Below are 18,398 nucleotides of genomic sequence, written 5' to 3'. Positions count from 1 at the left end.
GATTAACCCTATTGTGGCGCCTATGAATATTGACGATGCCCGTCTGGAATGGCTGCACTATCTCAAGGCGCAGAAGCGTGTGTCGCCGCGCACGCTGGAAGCCTATGGCCACGCCTTCGCCCTCTATATCGGGCATCTGCGCCGGTCCTTGGGCGCAGACATCGATCTGAAGGATATGGCGCATCTGAACTCGGCCGATATTCGCGGCTGGATGGCCTATCTGCGCGGCAAGGACGAACCGCTGTCGGCGCGGTCTCTGGCGCAGCATCTGTCGGCCATCAAATCGTTCCATAGCTATCTCGACCTGCATCTGGGCTACGCCAACGCGCAGGTGGCCCTGACTCAGGGGCCACGTCTGAAAACCAGCCTGCCCCGCCCGCTCAATGAGGATCAGGCGCAGGGTCTTCTGAACGAGGTCGAACTGGACCCGGACAGGGCCGAGTGGGAAGCCGCCCGCGACCGCGCCGTCCTGCTGCTGCTCTATGGCTGCGGCCTGCGGATTTCCGAGGCCCTGTCGCTGAAACTCAAGGACACACCGCTGGGCGATACGCTGCGCATCGTCGGTAAGGGCAACAAGACGCGGTTGGTGCCGGTCCTCGATCCGGTACGCGAAGCGGTTGAGACCTACAAACGCCGCCAGCCCTTCCCGCTGACCACAGAGGACGACCTGTTCCGAGCGCCGCGCGGCGGGCCTTTATCGCCGCGACACGTGCAACTGAGCGTTCAGCATTTGCGCTCGCGGCTGGGCCTGTCGGACCGCGCCACGCCGCACGCCCTCAGACATTCGTTCGCCACGCATTTGCTGGGCTCAGGCGCGGACCTGCGCTCGATACAGGAACTGCTGGGCCATGCCTCGCTCTCAACTACGCAAAAATATACGCAGGTCGATGCCGAGCGGCTGATGTCGGCCTATGCGGCGGCGCATCCGAAGGGCCAACTCCATTAATGGGGTGTGGGGTCCCATAGCTCGCAAGAGCTATACTCTTGCATCGCTAAACCCCATAAACCTTTATTCAAAGAAAAACCCCCTTCGGCAAAACCGAAAGGGGTTTTTCTTTGAAGGAGAAGACTTGGGGCCATAGGCCCCAAACCCGATAACGGGTGTTACGCCTGCATCGTCCAGCCTTCGACGCCCATGGCCGCCTGACGGACGGCTTCGGAACGCGTCGGGTGCGGGTGGCAGATGCGCGCCAGGTCTTCCGACGCACCGCCGAAGGCCATCAGCACGCAGGCTTCGCCGATCATTTCACCGGCTTGCGGGCCGAGGATGTGGACGCCGTAAACGCGGTCGGTCTTGGCATCGGCCAGGAACTTCACGAAGCCGTCGGTCTCGTGGTTGATCTTGGCGCGGCTGTTGGCCATGAACGGGAACTTGCCGACCTTGTACTGCACGCCGGCGGCTTTGAGCTGGTCTTCGGTCTTGCCGACCCATGCCACTTCCGGGAAGGTGTAGACGACGGACGGCACCAGATCGTAATCGACGTGACCGGCCTTGCCCGCGATCAGTTCGATGGCGGCGACGGCGTCTTCTTCGGCCTTGTGCGCCAGCATCGGGCCGGCGATCACGTCACCGATGGCCCACACGCCCGGAGCGGCGGTCTTGAAGTGGTCGGTCGGGATGAAGCCGCGCTGATCGGTGCTGATGCCGACGTTTTCGAGGCCCAGACCCTGCGTGAACGGGCGACGGCCGATGGCGACCAGCACCACATCGGCTTCCAACGTTTCGGCATTACCGCCCTTGGCGGCTTCCAGCGACAGGCTGACGCCCTTCGCGCCGGTTTTCGCGGCAGTGACCTTGGTGCCCAGCTTGAACTCGAAGCCCTGCTTGGTGAGGATCTTCTGGAACTGGGTGGCGACTTCGGTGTCCATGCCCGGCGTGATGCGGTCGAGGAATTCGACCACGGTCACCTTGGCGCCCAGACGACGCCACACCGAACCGAGTTCGAGGCCGATGATGCCCGCGCCCACGACGACGAGGTGCTTCGGCACGGCCGGCAGCGACAGCGCGCCGGTCGAGTCGACGACCTGCTTCTGGTCGATGGCGACGCCCGGCAGCGGGGTCGGCTCGGAGCCGGTGGCGATGACGATATTTTTGGTGGTCAGTTGCTGGACCGAACCGTCCTGCGCCGTGACCGACACCTTGCCTTGGCCTTCGATCTTGCCGAAGCCGGGCAGGTAGGTGACCTTGTTCTTCTTCATCAGGAATTCGATGCCCTTGGTCAGGGCGTTCACGCTGTCCTGTTTCGCCTTCATCATCTGGACGAGGTTGAGCGTCGGCGCGGGGACTTCGATGCCGATGGTCTTGAATTCGTGCGTCGCGGCTTCGAATAGCTCCGAAGCGTGCAGCAACGCCTTCGACGGCATACAGCCCACGTTCAGGCAGGTGCCCCCCAGAACGCCGCGCGATTCGATGATGGCGGTCTTGAGGCCGAGCTGTCCGGCGCGGATGGCGGCGTTGTAGCCGCCGGGGCCACCACCGATGATAACGACGTCGAAGCTTTGGTCCTGAGACATGGAGGTGCCCTTTGATCGAGCGCATCCCGAAAAGTGGGACGCACTTTTCGGACCCAGATGCGCGTTGAAATAAAAATAAGAGCGCGCGACGATCCTTTGGATCGGAACGCGATCTGACGCGTAAGACTTCCTTGCCCTGCCGTAAAATTCCACGCGGCGGGGGTCAAGTCCTATGTGGGTATTTTCGGGCTAAACGCTAGTTTTCGTAGGCCAGATGGCGCTTCGGCAACGGACGCCCGCGCGCCATCAATATGATGAAGCCCAGCACCATCGCCACCAGGGTCAGCGTATAACGCGGGTCCCACCCCGACAGCAGTTCCAGAATGCGGTCGAACAGGCCCGATCCGGCCTCGCCCTTGGTCAGGAAGGTCAGCACGACATCGGCCACGAAGGCCGCGCCATAGGCCAGTGCGGCGCGCACATTGCCCTTGGCGAACAGGAAGGCCGCGATGAGATAGAAGACCACCACGCCGCCCCACAGCCAGATAACCGGCTTATTGTCCGTCGCTATGGCGGCGACGGCGGTTTCGCCCTGAATGGAGTCGGCCGGGATAGGCGCGGCATCGGCGCCGTAGCTGTCGTCGCTGCGCAGGATGCTGGCCCCGCCGACATGGGTATCGACATCGCCCTGTCGCATCGATACCGACGGCTCATAGCCGGGGGTCAGGGCGTTCTTGACGACGGGAAAGGCGATCCAGCCCACATAGGCCACGACGATCAGGGCAATAAACCAACGCACGTACTTCATGGACAGGCGCTCCGCGTAACAGGGTTAACCGTGTTTTAACCCATGAGGCGGGACTTGCCTACGGCTTATTCGTCTCCGGAGCCGAAGCGCCGTCTTCTATGGCCGCCGCGGCGAGGGTCGGGTCGGATTTCAGCCTGTCCAGCGCCCCCATATTGCGGTCGGCATAGGCCAGCACCTGCGTATAGAAATCGCGCGAGCCACAGGCCTGCGGGCCCTGGCGGTTAGCATCCTTGTACAGCATCAAAGCGGTATCGTAATTCTGCTTATAGGCCACTGCCGTCAGGTGCGGCGCTTCGGACGCCGGGATGGTCAGCACCCGTTTCATGCGCTGGGCCGTACGTGCATAAATGACGCACGATTGCGAGGCGTAGACCATGTAGCGGTTCAACACGCGGTCGCCGCGCAGCGTGTAGTCTTCCTTATTGAACCGACTATCGACCCCTGCGCCGGTGAAGAAGGCATAGCCGCCGCCCCCGGACTGACCGTCCATGCCCGGCAAGGGAATATCGCGCATATTGGCGATAGTCTGCGGCCGGCCCAGTTCGCGGGCGACCATGATCCAGAAATCCGGCTGACCCAGCAGCGCCTCTTCGCGCCCGTCCAGTTTGATATTATCGGACTTACGGATGTACAGGTTCAGGAACTCCTGAAACACGGTCTGGATGCGCGACTTCTGCAAGGCGCTCAGCGTCACCGGCTCGCGGCCCATTTCCAGCGCCAGCCCGTAGGCCAGCACATATTCCGGCTTAAGTTCACTCGCCTTGTCGGCCATTTCCGCCATGTCGCCGGTCATGGCGCGCTGAATATGCGGCCAGGCCTTGCGCGAGGCGGCCGAATTGAAAGTACCGGCCTTGGATGCCGAGGCGGCCTCCACCGGCGCGGCAACCAGCAGACAAGCGGCGGCAAACGCGGACAAGGCCGCACGAAACAGAGCAGACATCGGTTTCCCCCTGACAGGAATAATTATATTTGCTTTATTTAAACATGGTTTCGCGCGGAACTCAATCGCGCGGTGGTTCCGCCTTCCAGAGTTTGTCAGACGCCCCCAACTGGTAGCCGTAATAGAAGACCCGGCGCATGGAGTCCTTCTCAAAAGCCAGCATCCCCCCCTCGATGAAGGTGTCGGGCAGCGACACCTGAGACACTTCCATGCCGTTGCGCAGCCCGAAAGCATTGAGACCAATCAGGGTGCCGCGCGCCTGCGCCTTGGTCAGGGTGTCGAGCGACCGTCCCATGATGTGCAGGGCGTTATAGGGAGTGATGGCCGGCTGCGGCGTGATCTTGCCGTTGATCAGCACGTAGATATGCCCGCCGGAGATCAGGTCCTTGGGCACGGTCCAGTTCATCATCGATTCCGGCAGGATGAAGAAGGGCAGGGTCACCCCGCCATCGACGTGCATTTCACGGAAGGGATTGGGTGCGCCCGGCGCCGGCGACTCGACGTCGATCATCACCGGCGCAAAAGCGCCCGGCACGGAAGAAGACGCGACCAGCACCTGACGGATCAGGGTCCGGGCATCGGTCATCTTCTGCGGCGAACCGCTGCGAACGGCGATAGCGGCGATTTCACCGATGTCCCACAGCACACCGGTCTGGGCGTCAAGATTGGTCGTTCCGACGATCAGGCGGCGGCCCGTTTCGTGTTCGCGCGCGATGTCGCGGATCATGGTCTCGTCGACATAGGTGCTGACCAGATCGTACAGGGCGTGAGAATCGAGGACGCCCGGTGTGAACAGCGACATCAGACCGCGCGACTTAGCTAAACTGTCGGCGATGCCGCTGGTATAGGCATCTTTCAGCTTCTGATCGTAGGCAGAGCCGAGGAAGGCGAAGGGCGCGATCAGCGCGCCGGTCGAGACGCCCGTCACCATGCGAAATGTCGGGCGGTCGCCGCGCTCGGTCCAGCCGACCAGCACCCCGGCCCCGAACGCGCCGTCCGCGCCGCCGCCGGACAGGGCCAGAGCGTCGAAGCGCTGCCTGCCATTCAGGTGCATCTGCCTGCGGGCGTCGGCTTCGAGGCGGACGGGAATGTCGGGATCGGTGGCCGAGAAGCGCACATTGGGAAAGCCGCGCGGCTGGTATGCCGCCGTCAGCGGGTAATTGCTTTCCGGACGCTCCAGCGTCAGACAGCCACTGAGGCTGAAGGCCATGACGATCAGGACGAGATGTTTCAGCATCGGTGGCCTCCACCTTGGATCATAACGACTGCGACGAAAAACAAAAGCCGCCCCGTGGGAACGGAGCGGCTTTGTTTTTAGCAATGCGCCTCAACCTAGACGTCGAGGATGAAGCGCTGCGGGTCTTCGAGACCTTCTTTGATGCGAACCAGGAAGGTCACGGCTTCCTTACCGTCCACGATGCGGTGATCGTAGGACAGGGCCAGGTACATCATCGGACGGGCGACGATCTGACCGTTCACGACCATCGGGCGCTGCACGATGTTGTGCATCCCAAGAATGCCGACCTGCGGCATGTTGAGGATCGGGGTCGACATCAGCGAGCCGTAGATGCCGCCGTTGGTGATGGTGAAGGTGCCGCCTTGCAGTTGGTCCAGCGACAGGGTGCCGTCACGGGCCTGCTTGCCCAGACCGGCAATGCCCTTTTCGATACCGGCCAGCGACAGGTTATCGACATCGCGCAGAACCGGCACGACCAGGCCCTTTTCGGTGCCGACGGCGATGCCGAGATCGTAGTGGTTCTTGTAGATGATGTCGGTACCGTCGATCTCGGCATTGACCGCCGGAATGTCTTTCAGCGCCGCGACGACCGCCTTGGCGAAGAAGGACATGAAGCCGAGCTTCACGCCATGACGCTTTTCAAAGGCGTCCTTATAGGTGTTGCGCAGGTTCATCACCGTCGTCATGTCGACTTCGTTGAAGGTGGTGAGCTGGGCGGCGGTCGATTGCGATTCCTTCAGGCGGCGGGCGATCGTCTGACGCAGGCGTGTCATCTTCACGCGCTCTTCGCGCGGGCCGACTTCACGCGGCGCAACCGGAGCCGCCGGGGTCGAAACCGGCGCAATAGCGGTCGGGGCAGGGCTCGACAATGCGGCCAGCGCGTCGCCCTTGGTGATGCGCCCGTCCTTGCCCGTACCGGCGATGCCGGCGGTGTTGAGGCCGGTTTCCGACACGATGCGGTTGACGGCGGGCGACAGGTGATCCGAAGCCTTGCCAGCCGCGGCAGGGGCCGCCGCCGGGGCGGGAGCGGCGGCGGGCACAGGCGCGGCGGCAACCGCACCAGCCGAAGCGCCGGCGGAAATACGGGCGATGACCTGACCCGGAGTCACGGTCGCGCCGTCGGCAGCGACGATTTCAGCGATCACGCCGTCCGCCGGAGAGGCGACTTCGACGGCGACCTTATCGGTTTCGATCTCGACCAGGACCTCGTCCTTCTTGACGGCTTCGCCGACCTTCTTGGCCCAGCGCGAGATGGCGCCTTCGGCCACCGACTCGCCCATGACCGGGGTCTTGACGTCGAGCAGAGCGCCCCCGGAAGCGCCCGAAGTGGCGGCAGGGGCTGCGGCAGGCGTCGGAGCGGCAGCAGGGGCCGCCGCCGAAGCGGGCGCAGCCGCGGCGCCGGCCGCGCCGATGCGGCCCAGCACGGCGCCGGGGGTGACGGTATCGCCTTCACCGGCGAGGATTTCGGTCAAGGTGCCATCGGCGGGGGCGGCCACTTCGAGCGAAACCTTGTCGGTTTCCAGCTCAACGAGGATTTCGTCCTTCTTGACGGCGTCGCCGGGCTTCTTGGTCCACTTGGCGATGGTCGCCTCGGAAACGGATTCGCCGAGGACGGGGGTGAGGATGTCGGCCATGGGTATAGGCTCCGATTTTATCTTTTAAATTCAGGGATGAGAGGCGCGCAACGCTGTGGGCGCGCCCCTTTAAGGACAGGATCAGGCAAACGCTTCGCTGAGGGCAATGGCTTTCGTCATGCGAAAGCCTCAGTCAGGAAGGCTTCCAGCTCTTTCAGGTGGCGGCTCATAACGCCCGCCGCCGTCGAAGCCGAGGCCGGACGACCGACATAGCGGGCGCGCTTGGCCTTGACCTTCAGCTTGTCGAGCGTCAGTTCGAGCCACGGATCGACGAACGACCAGCCGCCCATATTCTTCGGCTCTTCCTGGCACCAGACCAACTCAGCATTCTTGAAGCGGCCCAGCTCGGTGAGCAGGGACTTCATCGGCCACGGATAGAACTGTTCCAGACGCATCAGATAAACGTCCTTGATGCCCTTCTTCTCGCGCTCGTCCAGCAGGTCGTAATAGACCTTGCCGGAGCACAGCACGACGCGACGGATCTTGTCGTCGGCGACCAGCTTGACGCCCGCGACGTCCGGACGGCGCTCGGCGTCGTCATGCAGCACGCGGTGGAACGACGAGCCTTCCGAGATGTCGGCAAAGGTCGAGACCGCCTTCTTGTGACGCAGAAGCGACTTCGGCGTCATGATGATCAGCGGCTTGCGGAACGGACGGTGGATCTGACGGCGCAGGATGTGGAAGTAATTGGCCGGCGTCGTGCAGTTGGCGACCTGCATATTGTCTTCGGCGCACAGTTGCAGGAAGCGTTCAAGACGCGCCGAGGAGTGCTCGGGGCCCTGACCTTCGTAGCCGTGCGGCAGCAGCATGACCAGACCCGACATACGCAGCCATTTGCGCTCACCCGACGAGATGAACTGATCGATGACGACCTGAGCCCCGTTGACGAAGTCGCCGAACTGACCTTCCCACATGACGAGCGTGTTCGGATCGGCCAGCGAGTAGCCGTATTCGAAGCCCAGCACCGCCTCTTCCGAAAGGGCCGAGTCGATCACTTCGTAATGGGCCTGACCTTCACGCAGGTGGTTGAGCGGGAAGTAACGTTCCTCGGTGCGCTGATCGATGAAGGCCGAGTGACGTTGCGAGAAGGTGCCGCGGATCGAATCCTGACCCGACAGGCGCACGTCGAAGCCTTCGTCGAGCAGCGAGCCGAAGGCCAGATGCTCGGCCAGCGCCCAGTCGATATTCTCGCCCGATTCCACCGCCTGACGGCGACCCTCGATCACGCGGCGCAAAGTCTTGTGCGCCTCAATCTCGTTGGGGATGGTGGTGATCTTCTTGCCGATCTCTTCCAGCTTGGCGCGCGGCACCGAGGTGAAGCCCCGGCGCTCGTCGTCTTCGGGCAGGCCGAGGCCCGACCACTTGCCGTCCAGCCAGTCGGCCTTGGTCGCCTTGTATTCCTTGCCGGCTTCGAATTCGGCGTTCAGGAAGGCTTCGAATTCGGCCACCCAGCCGTCGATCTCCGCCTGAGTGGCGACGCCTTCGGCGACCAGACGCTGAGCGTACAGTTCGCGCGTCGACGGATGGTCCTTGATCTTGGCGTACATGATCGGCTGCGTGAACGTGGGATCGTCGCCTTCGTTGTGACCGAAGCGGCGATAGCAGAACATGTCGATGACCACGTCCTTGGCGAACTTGTGCCGGAACTCGGTGGCCACCTTGGCGCAGAAGACCACGGCTTCGGGATCGTCGCCGTTACAGTGCAGGATCGGGGCCTGCGCGCCCAGCGCCTGATCCGACGGATAGGGCGAGGAACGCGAGAAGCGCGGAGCCGTCGTGAAACCGATCTGGTTGTTGACGATGATGTGCAGCGTGCCGCCGGTCTTGTAACCCTTCAGCCCCATCAGGGCGAAGCATTCGGCCACCACGCCCTGACCCGCAAAGGCGGCGTCGCCGTGCAGGATCAGCGGGATGGTCTGCGAACGGTCCAGCGTGCCGTCGCCCTTGGCCTTGATGTGCGCGGCCTGCTTGGCGCGGGCCTTGCCCAGCACCACCGGGTTGACGATTTCAAGGTGCGACGGGTTGGCCGTCAGCGACAGGTGGACATTGTTGCCATCGAAGGCGCGGTCCGAGGAGGCGCCCATGTGGTATTTCACGTCGCCGGTCGAGTCGATGTCCAGCGGCACGGTCGAACCGCCCTGAAATTCGTGGAACAGGGCGCGGTACTGCTTGCCCATCACGGCGGTCAGAACGTTCAGGCGGCCGCGGTGCGGCATACCGAGGATGATGTCCTTGACGCCCAGATTGCCGCCGCGCTTGATGATCTGTTCCATGGCCGGAATCAGCGCTTCGCCGCCGTCGAGGCCGAAACGCTTGGTGCCGGGGAAGCGGCGGTGCAGGAAACGCTCAAGCCCTTCGGTCTCGATGAGCTTCTTGAGGATGGCGATCTTGCCTTCCTTGGTGAAGTTGATTTCCTTGTCGCGACCTTCGATACGTTCCTGAATCCACGCCTTTTCCGCCGTGTCGTATATGTGCATGTATTGCACGCCGACATTGGCGCAGTAGGTGCGGCGCAGGATCTGGATGATTTCCTTGAGCGTCGCCGATTCCAGACCCAGCACGCCGTCGATGAAGATCGGGCGGTCCATGTCGGCGGCGGTGAAGCCCCAGTGCTCCGGCAGCAGTTCCGGGTTCTCGCCCTTGGGCTCAAGGCCCAGCGGGTCGAGATTGGCCTGAAGGTGACCGCGGATACGGTAGGCGCGGATCAGCATGAGGGCGCGGACGCTATCGCGCGCCGCGTTTTGCAGGTCGGCGGCGGAGGCCGGCGCGGCCTTGCCGGCGGCGGCATCCTTGGCGTTCTTGTCGGCGATACCCTTGGCGGCCTTCGCTTCGACGGCGGGCCAGAACCCATCCAGCGCCGAGGTCATCTCATCGCGCTTATCCAGAACCGGGCGCGCCCAACCGCCGACCGAGGCGTTCTGCGCCACGTTCGTCGGGTTGTCCATGAGTTGATCGAAAAAGGCCCGCCAGGCGGGAGAAACGGAACCGGGGTCTTTGGCCCACTGCTCCTGAATCTGTTCGATGAACAGGGCGTTGCCGCCATAAAGAAACGAGGTTTCCGCGAAAACCTGGTTCAGCCGACCGGAATCGTCCGCCATATGATACCTGCGAGACGGCCAATAACGACACCGTCTCCCTTTCGTATTTGGGTTGTGGCGGCCAACAACGACACCGCCGTACGGTAAAGCCTATACTCTCTTTGAGAGGTGTTGAGAACCTCTTAAGCCTGAAAAATCGTATACGATTATTTCAGAAGAATGTTACCGCTCACATTATGCGTCTGCGCAGGGGTTGCGGCAACAAAAAAGCGCGCAACCCGCAGGCTACGCGCTTTTCGTTTCGTTTTTGTGGCAGGCAATAAACCTATACCTCCCTGCCTTTGGCGGGGAGGTATGATGAGGTTTAGCCCTTCAGCACGCTGAGCAGGGTTTCGCCCAGCGCCGCCGGAGACGGAGACACCTTGATGCCGGCCGCTTCCATGGCCGCGATCTTGTCTTCCGCGCCGCCCTTGCCGCCGGAGATGATCGCACCGGCGTGGCCCATGCGGCGGCCCGGAGGCGCCGTGCGGCCCGCGATGAAGCCGGCCATCGGCTTCTTGCGGCCACGCTTGGCTTCGTCGATCAGGAACTGAGCGGCGTCTTCTTCGGCCGAGCCGCCGATTTCACCGATCATGATGATCGACTGGGTGGCTTCGTCGGCGAGGAACATTTCCAGGACGTCGATGAACTCGGTGCCCTTGACCGGGTCGCCGCCGATGCCGACGGCGGTCGTCTGACCGAGCCCGGCATTGGTCGTCTGGAACACGGCTTCATAGGTCAAAGTCCCGGAACGGGAAACAACACCGACCGAACCCTTGGAGAAGATGTTGCCCGGCATGATGCCGATCTTGCACTCGTTGGGGGTCAGGACGCCGGGGCAGTTCGGCCCGATCAGGCGCGACTTGGAGCCCGACAGAGCGCGCTTCACCTTGACCATGTCCAGAACCGGAATGCCTTCGGTGATGCAGACGATCAGCGGGATTTCGGCTTCGATGGCTTCGAGGATGGCGTCAGCCGCGAAGGGCGGCGGCACGTAGATGGCCGAGGCGTCGGCGCCCGTGCGGTCCTTGGCTTCGGCAACGCTGTCGAACACCGGCAGGCCGATGTGCATGGTGCCGCCCTTGCCGGGGGTCACACCGCCAACGACTTGCGTTCCGTAGGCGATCGCCTGTTCGGAGTGGAAGGTGCCCTGCGCGCCGGTGAAGCCCTGCGTGATGACCTTGGTTTGCGAATTGATGAGTACGGACATGTTTAAACCTTAGCCCTTCACTGCCTTGACGATCTTCGCGGCCGCATCGGCCAGATCGTCGGCGGCGATCACGTTCAGGCCGCTTTCATTGATGATTTTCTTGCCGAGATCGACGTTGGTGCCTTCAAGACGCACCACCAACGGCACTTTCAGGCCGACTTCCTTCACCGCGGTGATCACGCCCGTGGCGATGATGTCGCACTTCATGATGCCGCCGAAGATATTGACGAGGATGCCCTTCACCTTGGGGTCCGAGGTGATGATCTTGAACGCCGCGGTCACCTTTTCGGTGGTCGCGCCGCCGCCGACGTCGAGGAAGTTGGCGGGCTCGGAGCCGTACAGCTTGATGATGTCGAGCGTGGCCATGGCCAGACCAGCGCCGTTGACCATGCAGCCGATTTCGCCGTCAAGGGCGATATAGGAGAGGTCGAACTTCGAGGCTTCGATTTCCTTGGCGTCTTCTTCGGTCAGGTCGCGCAGCGCCTGAATGTCCGGGTGACGGAAGAGCGAGTTGGAATCGAACGACACCTTGGCGTCGAGAACCAGAAGCTGGTCGTCGCCGGTGATGATCAGCGGGTTGATTTCCAGCATGTCCATGTCCTTGGCGTTGAACGCCGCGTACAGTTGCTGGAGCAGCTTGAAGCCCTGCTTGGCCAGATCGCCCTTGAGGCCCAGAGCATGAGCCAGGGTGCGGCCGTGCACCGGGAAAACGCCGGTAGCCGGATCGATGGTGAAGGTGATGATCTTCTCAGGCGTTGCGTGGGCGACTTCTTCGATGTCCATGCCGCCTTCGGTCGAAGCGACGACCGACACGCGCGAGGTGACGCGATCGACGAGGAGCGAGAGATACAGCTCCTTTTTGATGTCCGCGCCTTCTTCGATGTACAGGCGGTTGACCTGCTTGCCCGCCGGGCCCGTCTGATGGGTCACGAGGACGCGGCCCAGCATTTCGTCGGCATTGGCTTCGACTTCGGCCGGCGACTTGACAACGCGCACGCCGCCCTTGGCGTCGGCGCCGAGGCCTTCGAACTTGCCCTTGCCGCGGCCACCCGCGTGGATCTGCGACTTGACGACCCACACCTTGGTGGAATCGTCTTTCAGGTTTTTGGCGGCCTCAAGGGCTTCCTTGGGCGAAAATGCGGGATAGCCGCGCGGAACGGCGACGCCGAACTCCTTGAGTACGGCCTTGGCTTGATGCTCGTGAATGTTCATGGAACCGGTCTTGGCAAAATTATGATGTCCGGCACCGCTGCTGCGCTGCCGTAATGACGAAGTGGGCGAAATATCGCCCGGGCGACCATTTTAGACGGCGAACATCGTTGCCCGCCCGATCTACGGGAGGGGGTTATAAGCGCCGCATCTGCGTTGTGCAACCGCAAGATCGCCAAAAAGCGCGAATCGCTCTCAAATCGTATACGATTTGCGGTTTCAGCGTGTGCGCCAGTCGCGGTGCAGCCTCAGGGCGGCGGCCGCGAGGCACAAAGCCCCCAGAATATAGAAGCCGAGCCCGTAGCTGACCGCCATGCGCAGGGCCTCCTGAGCGTAATTATGTGATAAATAATCGGAAATCAGGCCCATGATCCACGAGCCGAAGCCCAGACCGATCATATTGGTGATGAACAGGAACAGGGCCGAGGCCAGCGCCCGGTCTTCGGGCTCGACCACGTGGTGCAGGCTGGCCGTCACCGGCCCCATCCACACCAGACCGAGCGCCTGCGCCACGATCAGCAGCGCAAACCCCGCCGCCTGATCGAAAGCGAAGCCGGGATCGAGCAGCACCAGCCCATAGGCCGGGATGCACAGCAGATAGGCCACGGCGGGGATAAGCACGAAGGCGCGCGGCGATCTGGCCCCCAGCCGGTCGGCCAGCAGACCGCCGCCCAGTATACCGATGGCGCCACCGATCAACACGATCAGGCCGAAGCTGAACGAGGCCGACATCAGGGTTGCCTTGAACGAGCGCATGAAGACCGAAGGCAGCCAGAACATCAGACCGTAGCCGATCACCGAGGACAGCGACGCCCCCAGCGAAATCAGCCACAGGGACGGATTGGCCGCGACCCGGCGCAGGCGGCTGGCCAACGGAGACGCGGCCTGCGCGGTCTGCCGTTCCCGCCCGCGCGCACCGAGATAGAAGATCGGCGCGAACAAAACGCCCGTCAGACCGACGACCATGAAGGCGTGCCGCCAGTCGAAGGTCGCCGCCAGCAGCCCGCCGAACATGATGCCCAATCCCGACCCCAGCGGCACCCCCAGCGAAAACACCGCCAGCGCCCTGGCGCGGTGGGCGGGCGGATAGAGGTCGCTGATCAGGCTCTGCGACGGCGCAACCCCGCCCGCTTCTCCGATGCCGACCCCAAAACGGCCCAGCGCCAGAATCAGCCACGACGAAGCCAGACCGCAGGCCGCCGTCGCCGCGCTCCATACGATCAGCGCCCCGGCGATCATCCGCACGCGTCCGACCCGCTGTGCGATCAGCGCCGCCGGTATGCCGACCAGCGTATAGACGAAGGCGAAGGCGAAGCCGCCCAGCCAGCCGAGTTGGGCGTCGGTAAGATTCAGCTCAGCCTTGATCGGCTGGGCGAGGATGGAGAGGATCTGCCGGTCGACGAAGTTAAAGATATAGACGATGAGCAACAGCACCAGACAGGCGTGGGTACGCCAGCCCGGTTTGGCTTCGTGGGTCATTTGGGGTCCCGCCGCAATTAGCAGACGAGTCCTACCACGGCGTTTCAAAATTCAAAAGGTCATATAGCCGGTTATTCCGGTTATCCGAAAAACACCCGCCACATCAGCCGCCCCGGCAGGAAGGCGAACAGGCCGGCCACCACCAATCCACCCATGAACAGGCCCATGGCCATGTTGCGGTGGCGTTTGATGTTCTTCGTCCGCGCCGCATAGAGGATCATCGGCGCCACCACCACCGTCCAGCCGGACAGGATATGGATGAAGCTCAGCATCCCCGGATTGAGGGCGCGCAGCCAGAAGCTGGATATGGCCGCCGTCAGCATCAGCCCCAGCCAAACATAGCCCAGCAGACGGTGCGGCGTGCGGCCCTTAGGACCGAGCAACTGATAGAGACCGATGAAGAAGGCCGACACCGCCGCCGCCAGATGGATCTGCGTCGCCAGCGACGACTCGCGGATCGGGTCCCAGTGCGGCGCGTGGAAATGCATCCCCTGAGCCGCGTACTTCAGCGGCTGAAACGCGCCGCCCTGCGACAGGAGCGCCGAGGCGAGGACCAGCCCGCCAATAACCACCAGCGCCCCGATAAACTTCCAAACGTTGGCGTAGGGCGATGTCTTGAATGGTTGGGTCATGGTCTCTTCCGTGAAAATTATCTTGTGCAACGGGTTGCGTCACGGCAATTAGACACAGGACTTTACAGGCACGGGGAGACGGATGCGCGAACGGACGCGACAGATGCGTGAAACGAACGCGGCCGCCGTTCACGCTTCGTCAATGGCAGGCCCGCACTGGTCCGAAACGCTGAAAGGCGTCGGTCGCATCTTCGGATCGGCATTGGGCATGGCCCTGTTTCTCAGCCTGATCAACGCCTTCGGCACGGGTGAGATTCCGTTGCTTCACCGTCTCTTCTATTGGGGCCTGCTGATGGTTGCCGGATCGTTCGTCGCCGTCGGCATCGACCGGCTGGCGGTGGGCTATCTGCGTCACCGGCTGCATCTGGAAGGGCGTCCGTGGCTGTACGGCGTTTTGCTGACGGCGCTGCTGACGCCGTCGATCGCGCTGGTTGTCTGGGCCATCACGCCGCTGTTCGGGCATATGTCGTGGGACATCGGACTCTATGGGCGCTTTCTGGGGCCGGTCGGCGTCATTTCCGCCGCCATGACCCTGCTCAATGTGCTGCTCAACCGCGAACCGCAGCAAAGCCACGCCTTCGCCGCGCCGCCCGCCTCCGGCCCCGCGGTCGAAACCCCACCAGAGCGTGTCGCCTTCCTCGACCGGTTGCCGTTCAAGCACCAGAAGGCCGATATCTATGCCCTGTCGGCGGAGGATCACTATCTGCGCGTCCACACCAGCGCCGGCAGCACGCTGATCCTGATGCGGCTTTACGATGCCATCCGCGAACTGGAAGGGATCGAAGGGTCGCAGACGCACCGTTCCTGGTGGGTCGCTCGCGACGCCATCGAGGACATCCGCCGGCAGGACGGGCGCGTCAGCCTCACCCTGCGCGGCGAAATCGAAGCCCCCGTCAGCCGTTCGTACCAGAAGGTGCTAAAGGCTGACGGCTGGATTTAGGCCATCTCCATCAGCAACCGATCCAGCTTGATCAGGCTCTCGGTGAAGCCCTCGACCGTGCCCATCCTGACATAGGCGTCGCGTTCGGCAGCGCTGGCCAGGCTCTGACGGAAGGTCAGGCGCGTGCCGCCGTCTTCGGCCTCGAACGTCACGATGATGATATTGGACGTGCCCAGCGGATCGCCCGCCTCACCGCCCGAAGCCACATAGGACTCGCGCAGCATCCGGTTGAACGCCGGGCCGTGCTCGCTGATGTCGAAATCGAAGACCAGACGGTGCGGCGGCAGGACCTCGATATATTTGCCACGCATAGGCGAGACGCTGCCATCGGGTCCGATCATGTCGATGCGATAAGCGCTGCCCGGTCGCATATCCATTTCGGCGCGGGCGGTGAAGGTCGACGGCCCCCACCACGCCGCCATGTGCTGCGGCTCGGTAAAGGCGCGCCAGACCAGCGACGGGGCTGCGTCGAGGTGGCGGGTCATGACTACCTCATAGCGGTTTTCGGTGGTAGCGGTGACGGGATGGGTCATGGTCATTGCCGGTTCAAATAGGCTTCGAGCATGTCGAGGAGCGCATGGGTGCCCTCTTCACGGTTTTCGATATGGTCGCAGCCGTCGAGGAAGACGAGCTGCTCGGTCAGTTTGAGCTGCGTGCCGGTCGCCGTGGTGGTGAATTCCAGCGTCATCAGCGACACGGTCAGGAGGGTCTCACCGACGTGCATGGTGAAGCTGGAAATGATGCGTGCCTGTCCGTTCTCCGGCGGCACGATCTCATGGAAGACCGCGGACATGATGTGCCGGGGCGCGCCCTTGGGGCCGCCGCTGCTGCGTTCGCGCCCGCCGACGCGGAAATCAAGCGCGTGCGGATCGCACTCCCAGTCGGAGGGACCGGTGAACCACGCCGCCTTGGCGGCCGGATCGGCCCAGGCGGTGAAGACGGTCGCGATCGGGAATTTCAGATCGCGCGACAAACGCATGGTGTGAGGAGTGACGTGACGGGTCATGGGGCGCTCCTTATCCGGCCTTGAGCGGCGGGCCGGAGAATTCGGCCTCGATGGCGATGCCTACCGCGTCGCCGACGCCCATCACCGTGCCGGGTTCCGGTATGCCGTAGGCGATGCCGAAGTCGGAACGCTTGATCTCGCCCCTGGCGGAGAAGCCGATGCGGGCATTCGGATCGTAAGGCGCGAAACCGGCATAGCCGCCGTTCAGCACCGCATCGAGCACCACCGGCTTGGTGACGCCGTGCAGGGTCAGGTCGCCGTGGATCTTCGCTGTATAGTCGCCCGTCTTTTCGACCCGGGTCGAAACGAAGGTCATCTGCGGATATTTCGAGGCGTCGAACCACTGGGCCGACATCAGGCTGTCGTGGAAGCCCTTGGGCGGCGTCGGCAGGTCGAGCGATTTCACCTCGACGGTCGCCTTCAGTTTCGCCGCTTCCGGATGTTTGGGATCGATCTCCAGCGTGGCGTCGAAGGCGTCGAAGCCCGCCGTATAGGTTGAAAAGCCGGTGTGGTTGACCGTGAAGGTCAAGCTGGCGTGGGATTTGTCCAGCGTGTAGCTGCCGGCGGGGAAGTCCTTGGGCGCGACGGCGGCGGGCGCAGGCGTGGCCGCCGGGGCTTCGGGGGCCTTTTCGGCCGGGGGTTGCGAGCAGGCGGTCAGGCCGGCACTCATCGCCAGCAGACCGAAGGTAAAGGGCAGGAGACGCATGGGATTCCCTTAGTTGTTGAGAGATTGAGCCAGAGCTTCGAGCTGATCGGCGCAGATGCCCCAGCCTTCGTGGAAGCCCATCTGTTCGTGCTGCTTTTTGGTGTCGAGCGACCAGTGCAGAGCCGTGGCCACGTACTTCGTGTAGCCTTCGGGCGTCTCTTCCAGCGTGACGATGGCGGTCATGAAGGGATTTTCCGAAGGCTCCCACGCCTTCACATAGGCGTCGGTCAGGACCAGCTTCTCGTTCTCGATCACTTCGAGATAGACGCCGCGATTGGGAATGGTCTCCCCGTCCGGGCCGTGCATGACGAAGGCATTGCCGCCGCCGGGGCGCACGTCCAGCTCGACATTGTCAATGTACCAGGGCTTGGGGCAGAACCATTCGGCCAGAAGCCTGGGGTCGGTCCAGCAGCGCCAGACGAGGTGCCGCGGAGCCTTGAGGACGCGTTCGAGGACGAGGGTGCGATCGGCGATCGGGGTGGGGGTCGGCGGGGTCATGAGGGGCTCCCTGAATTTGGGCAAAGGATTTGGGCAAAGCACCGCCCTCCCCTTCCGACAGGCGGCGAAAGAGCGGTAAGGGTTCAGTTGTTTGGGTTTTATTGGGACGCTTTATTGGGGCGTGTTGGCCGCGACAAAGGCTTCGTCGGCGACGGTATTGACCATCCACGGCTGACCGTACTTGTCGATGAACATGCCGAACAACGGCGACCAGAAGGTCGGGCTCAGCGGCATGTTGACCGCTTTGGCGTCCTGGCTCAGGCCGTCCCAGATGCGCTGGGCTTCGGCAATGGTTTCCGGGTGCAGCGAAATGCAGAAGCCGGACGGATTGGCCGGGCCGTATGGCGGCGGACAGTCGGCCCCAAGGATGACGCCTTCACCCGTGTTCAGCGAGGCGTGCATCACCCAGTCTCTGGTCGCCGGATCGACGGGCATGTCGGGCGCGGCGGAGAACGGGAAGGTCATCAGTTCGCCGCCCAGTACGGACTGATAGAAGGCAAAGGCTTCGGCGCATTGGCCATTGAAGCTGAGGTAAACATCAATACGCATGGCACGTCTCTCCTGTGAT

General features: G+C 63.0%; 17 protein-coding genes. 2 read left to right on the top strand and 15 right to left on the bottom strand.

Annotated elements, in window-relative coordinates:
* The first annotated feature begins 22 nt into the window (after positions 1-22).
* On the top strand, positions 23-946 hold the full coding sequence (locus LH365_RS01165) for a tyrosine recombinase XerC (protein WP_226744395.1): 924 nt from the start codon (positions 23-25) through the stop codon (positions 944-946).
* A gap of 158 nt (positions 947-1,104) precedes the next feature.
* Here the strand turns inward: LH365_RS01165 and lpdA are convergent, their stop codons facing one another.
* The 10 genes from lpdA to LH365_RS01110 all read right to left on the bottom strand — a co-directional run bounded on the left by lpdA (position 1,105) and on the right by LH365_RS01110 (position 14,680).
* Entirely contained in the window at positions 1,105-2,514 is a 1,410-nt protein-coding gene (gene lpdA, locus LH365_RS01160; RefSeq protein ID WP_226744394.1) for a dihydrolipoyl dehydrogenase, read from the bottom strand.
* A gap of 196 nt (positions 2,515-2,710) precedes the next feature.
* Positions 2,711-3,262 carry a hypothetical protein gene (locus LH365_RS01155; protein ID WP_226744393.1) on the bottom strand — a complete coding sequence of 184 codons (552 nt, stop codon included), beginning with the start codon at positions 3,260-3,262 and terminating at the stop codon, positions 2,711-2,713.
* Positions 3,263-3,320: 58 nt separating this feature from the next.
* A complete protein-coding gene (locus LH365_RS01150; protein WP_226744392.1) occupies positions 3,321-4,202 on the bottom strand; it encodes a hypothetical protein in 882 nt (293 codons plus the stop codon).
* Positions 4,203-4,263: 61 nt separating this feature from the next.
* The gene (locus LH365_RS01145; RefSeq protein WP_226744391.1) at positions 4,264-5,439 is read right to left on the bottom strand and encodes a patatin-like phospholipase family protein; all 1,176 of its coding nucleotides are present in this window, start codon (positions 5,437-5,439) and stop codon (positions 4,264-4,266) included.
* A 95-nt stretch (positions 5,440-5,534) separates the two neighbouring features.
* Complete coding sequence (gene odhB, locus LH365_RS01140; RefSeq protein ID WP_370639729.1) at positions 5,535-7,073, bottom strand: 2-oxoglutarate dehydrogenase complex dihydrolipoyllysine-residue succinyltransferase; 1,539 nt, start codon at positions 7,071-7,073, stop codon at positions 5,535-5,537.
* Positions 7,074-7,189: 116 nt separating this feature from the next.
* Entirely contained in the window at positions 7,190-10,171 is a 2,982-nt protein-coding gene (locus LH365_RS01130) for a 2-oxoglutarate dehydrogenase E1 component (protein ID WP_226744390.1), read from the bottom strand.
* Between the two features lie 304 nt (positions 10,172-10,475).
* The gene (gene sucD / locus LH365_RS01125; RefSeq protein ID WP_226744389.1) at positions 10,476-11,360 is read right to left on the bottom strand and encodes a succinate--CoA ligase subunit alpha; all 885 of its coding nucleotides are present in this window, start codon (positions 11,358-11,360) and stop codon (positions 10,476-10,478) included.
* A 9-nt stretch (positions 11,361-11,369) separates the two neighbouring features.
* Positions 11,370-12,572, bottom strand: coding sequence for an ADP-forming succinate--CoA ligase subunit beta (sucC, locus tag LH365_RS01120; protein WP_226744388.1), 1,203 nt, complete (start codon positions 12,570-12,572; stop codon positions 11,370-11,372).
* 216 nt (positions 12,573-12,788) lie between these two features.
* Positions 12,789-14,048, bottom strand: a complete 1,260-nt coding sequence (locus LH365_RS01115) for an MFS transporter (protein WP_226744387.1) — start codon at positions 14,046-14,048, stop codon at positions 12,789-12,791.
* Positions 14,049-14,128: 80 nt separating this feature from the next.
* Positions 14,129-14,680, bottom strand: coding sequence for a DUF2306 domain-containing protein (locus LH365_RS01110; protein ID WP_226744386.1), 552 nt, complete (start codon positions 14,678-14,680; stop codon positions 14,129-14,131).
* Between the two features lie 103 nt (positions 14,681-14,783).
* Between LH365_RS01110 and LH365_RS01105 the strand changes: the two genes are divergently transcribed.
* Positions 14,784-15,620 carry a LytTR family DNA-binding domain-containing protein gene (locus tag LH365_RS01105; RefSeq protein WP_226744385.1) on the top strand — a complete coding sequence of 279 codons (837 nt, stop codon included), beginning with the start codon at positions 14,784-14,786 and terminating at the stop codon, positions 15,618-15,620.
* Here LH365_RS01105 and LH365_RS01100 read toward each other — a convergent pair.
* From LH365_RS01100 to LH365_RS01080, 5 genes are all read right to left on the bottom strand, one after another.
* Positions 15,617-16,153: an SRPBCC domain-containing protein gene (locus LH365_RS01100; protein WP_226744384.1), complete on the bottom strand. Its 537-nt coding sequence runs from the start codon at positions 16,151-16,153 to the stop codon at positions 15,617-15,619. The genes LH365_RS01105 and LH365_RS01100 overlap by 4 nt on opposite strands.
* 2 nt (positions 16,154-16,155) lie before the next feature.
* Positions 16,156-16,626 (bottom strand): SRPBCC family protein, encoded by a 471-nt coding sequence (locus LH365_RS01095; protein WP_226744383.1) that lies wholly within the window; start codon positions 16,624-16,626, stop codon positions 16,156-16,158.
* Positions 16,627-16,636: 10 nt separating this feature from the next.
* Positions 16,637-17,332, bottom strand: a complete 696-nt coding sequence (locus LH365_RS01090) for a YceI family protein (protein WP_226744382.1) — start codon at positions 17,330-17,332, stop codon at positions 16,637-16,639.
* Positions 17,333-17,341: 9 nt separating this feature from the next.
* Positions 17,342-17,830 carry an SRPBCC family protein gene (locus LH365_RS01085; protein ID WP_226744381.1) on the bottom strand — a complete coding sequence of 163 codons (489 nt, stop codon included), beginning with the start codon at positions 17,828-17,830 and terminating at the stop codon, positions 17,342-17,344.
* A gap of 111 nt (positions 17,831-17,941) precedes the next feature.
* Positions 17,942-18,379, bottom strand: a complete 438-nt coding sequence (locus tag LH365_RS01080; protein ID WP_226744380.1) for a VOC family protein — start codon at positions 18,377-18,379, stop codon at positions 17,942-17,944.
* Between the last annotated feature and the right edge of the window lie 19 nt (positions 18,380-18,398).

The sequence above is a fragment of the Asticcacaulis sp. AND118 genome (genome assembly GCF_020535245.1).
Lineage (GTDB): Bacteria > Pseudomonadota > Alphaproteobacteria > Caulobacterales > Caulobacteraceae > Asticcacaulis.
Note: the sequence above shows the minus strand (reverse complement) of the source record. Positions and strands in the feature narration are given on the sequence as shown.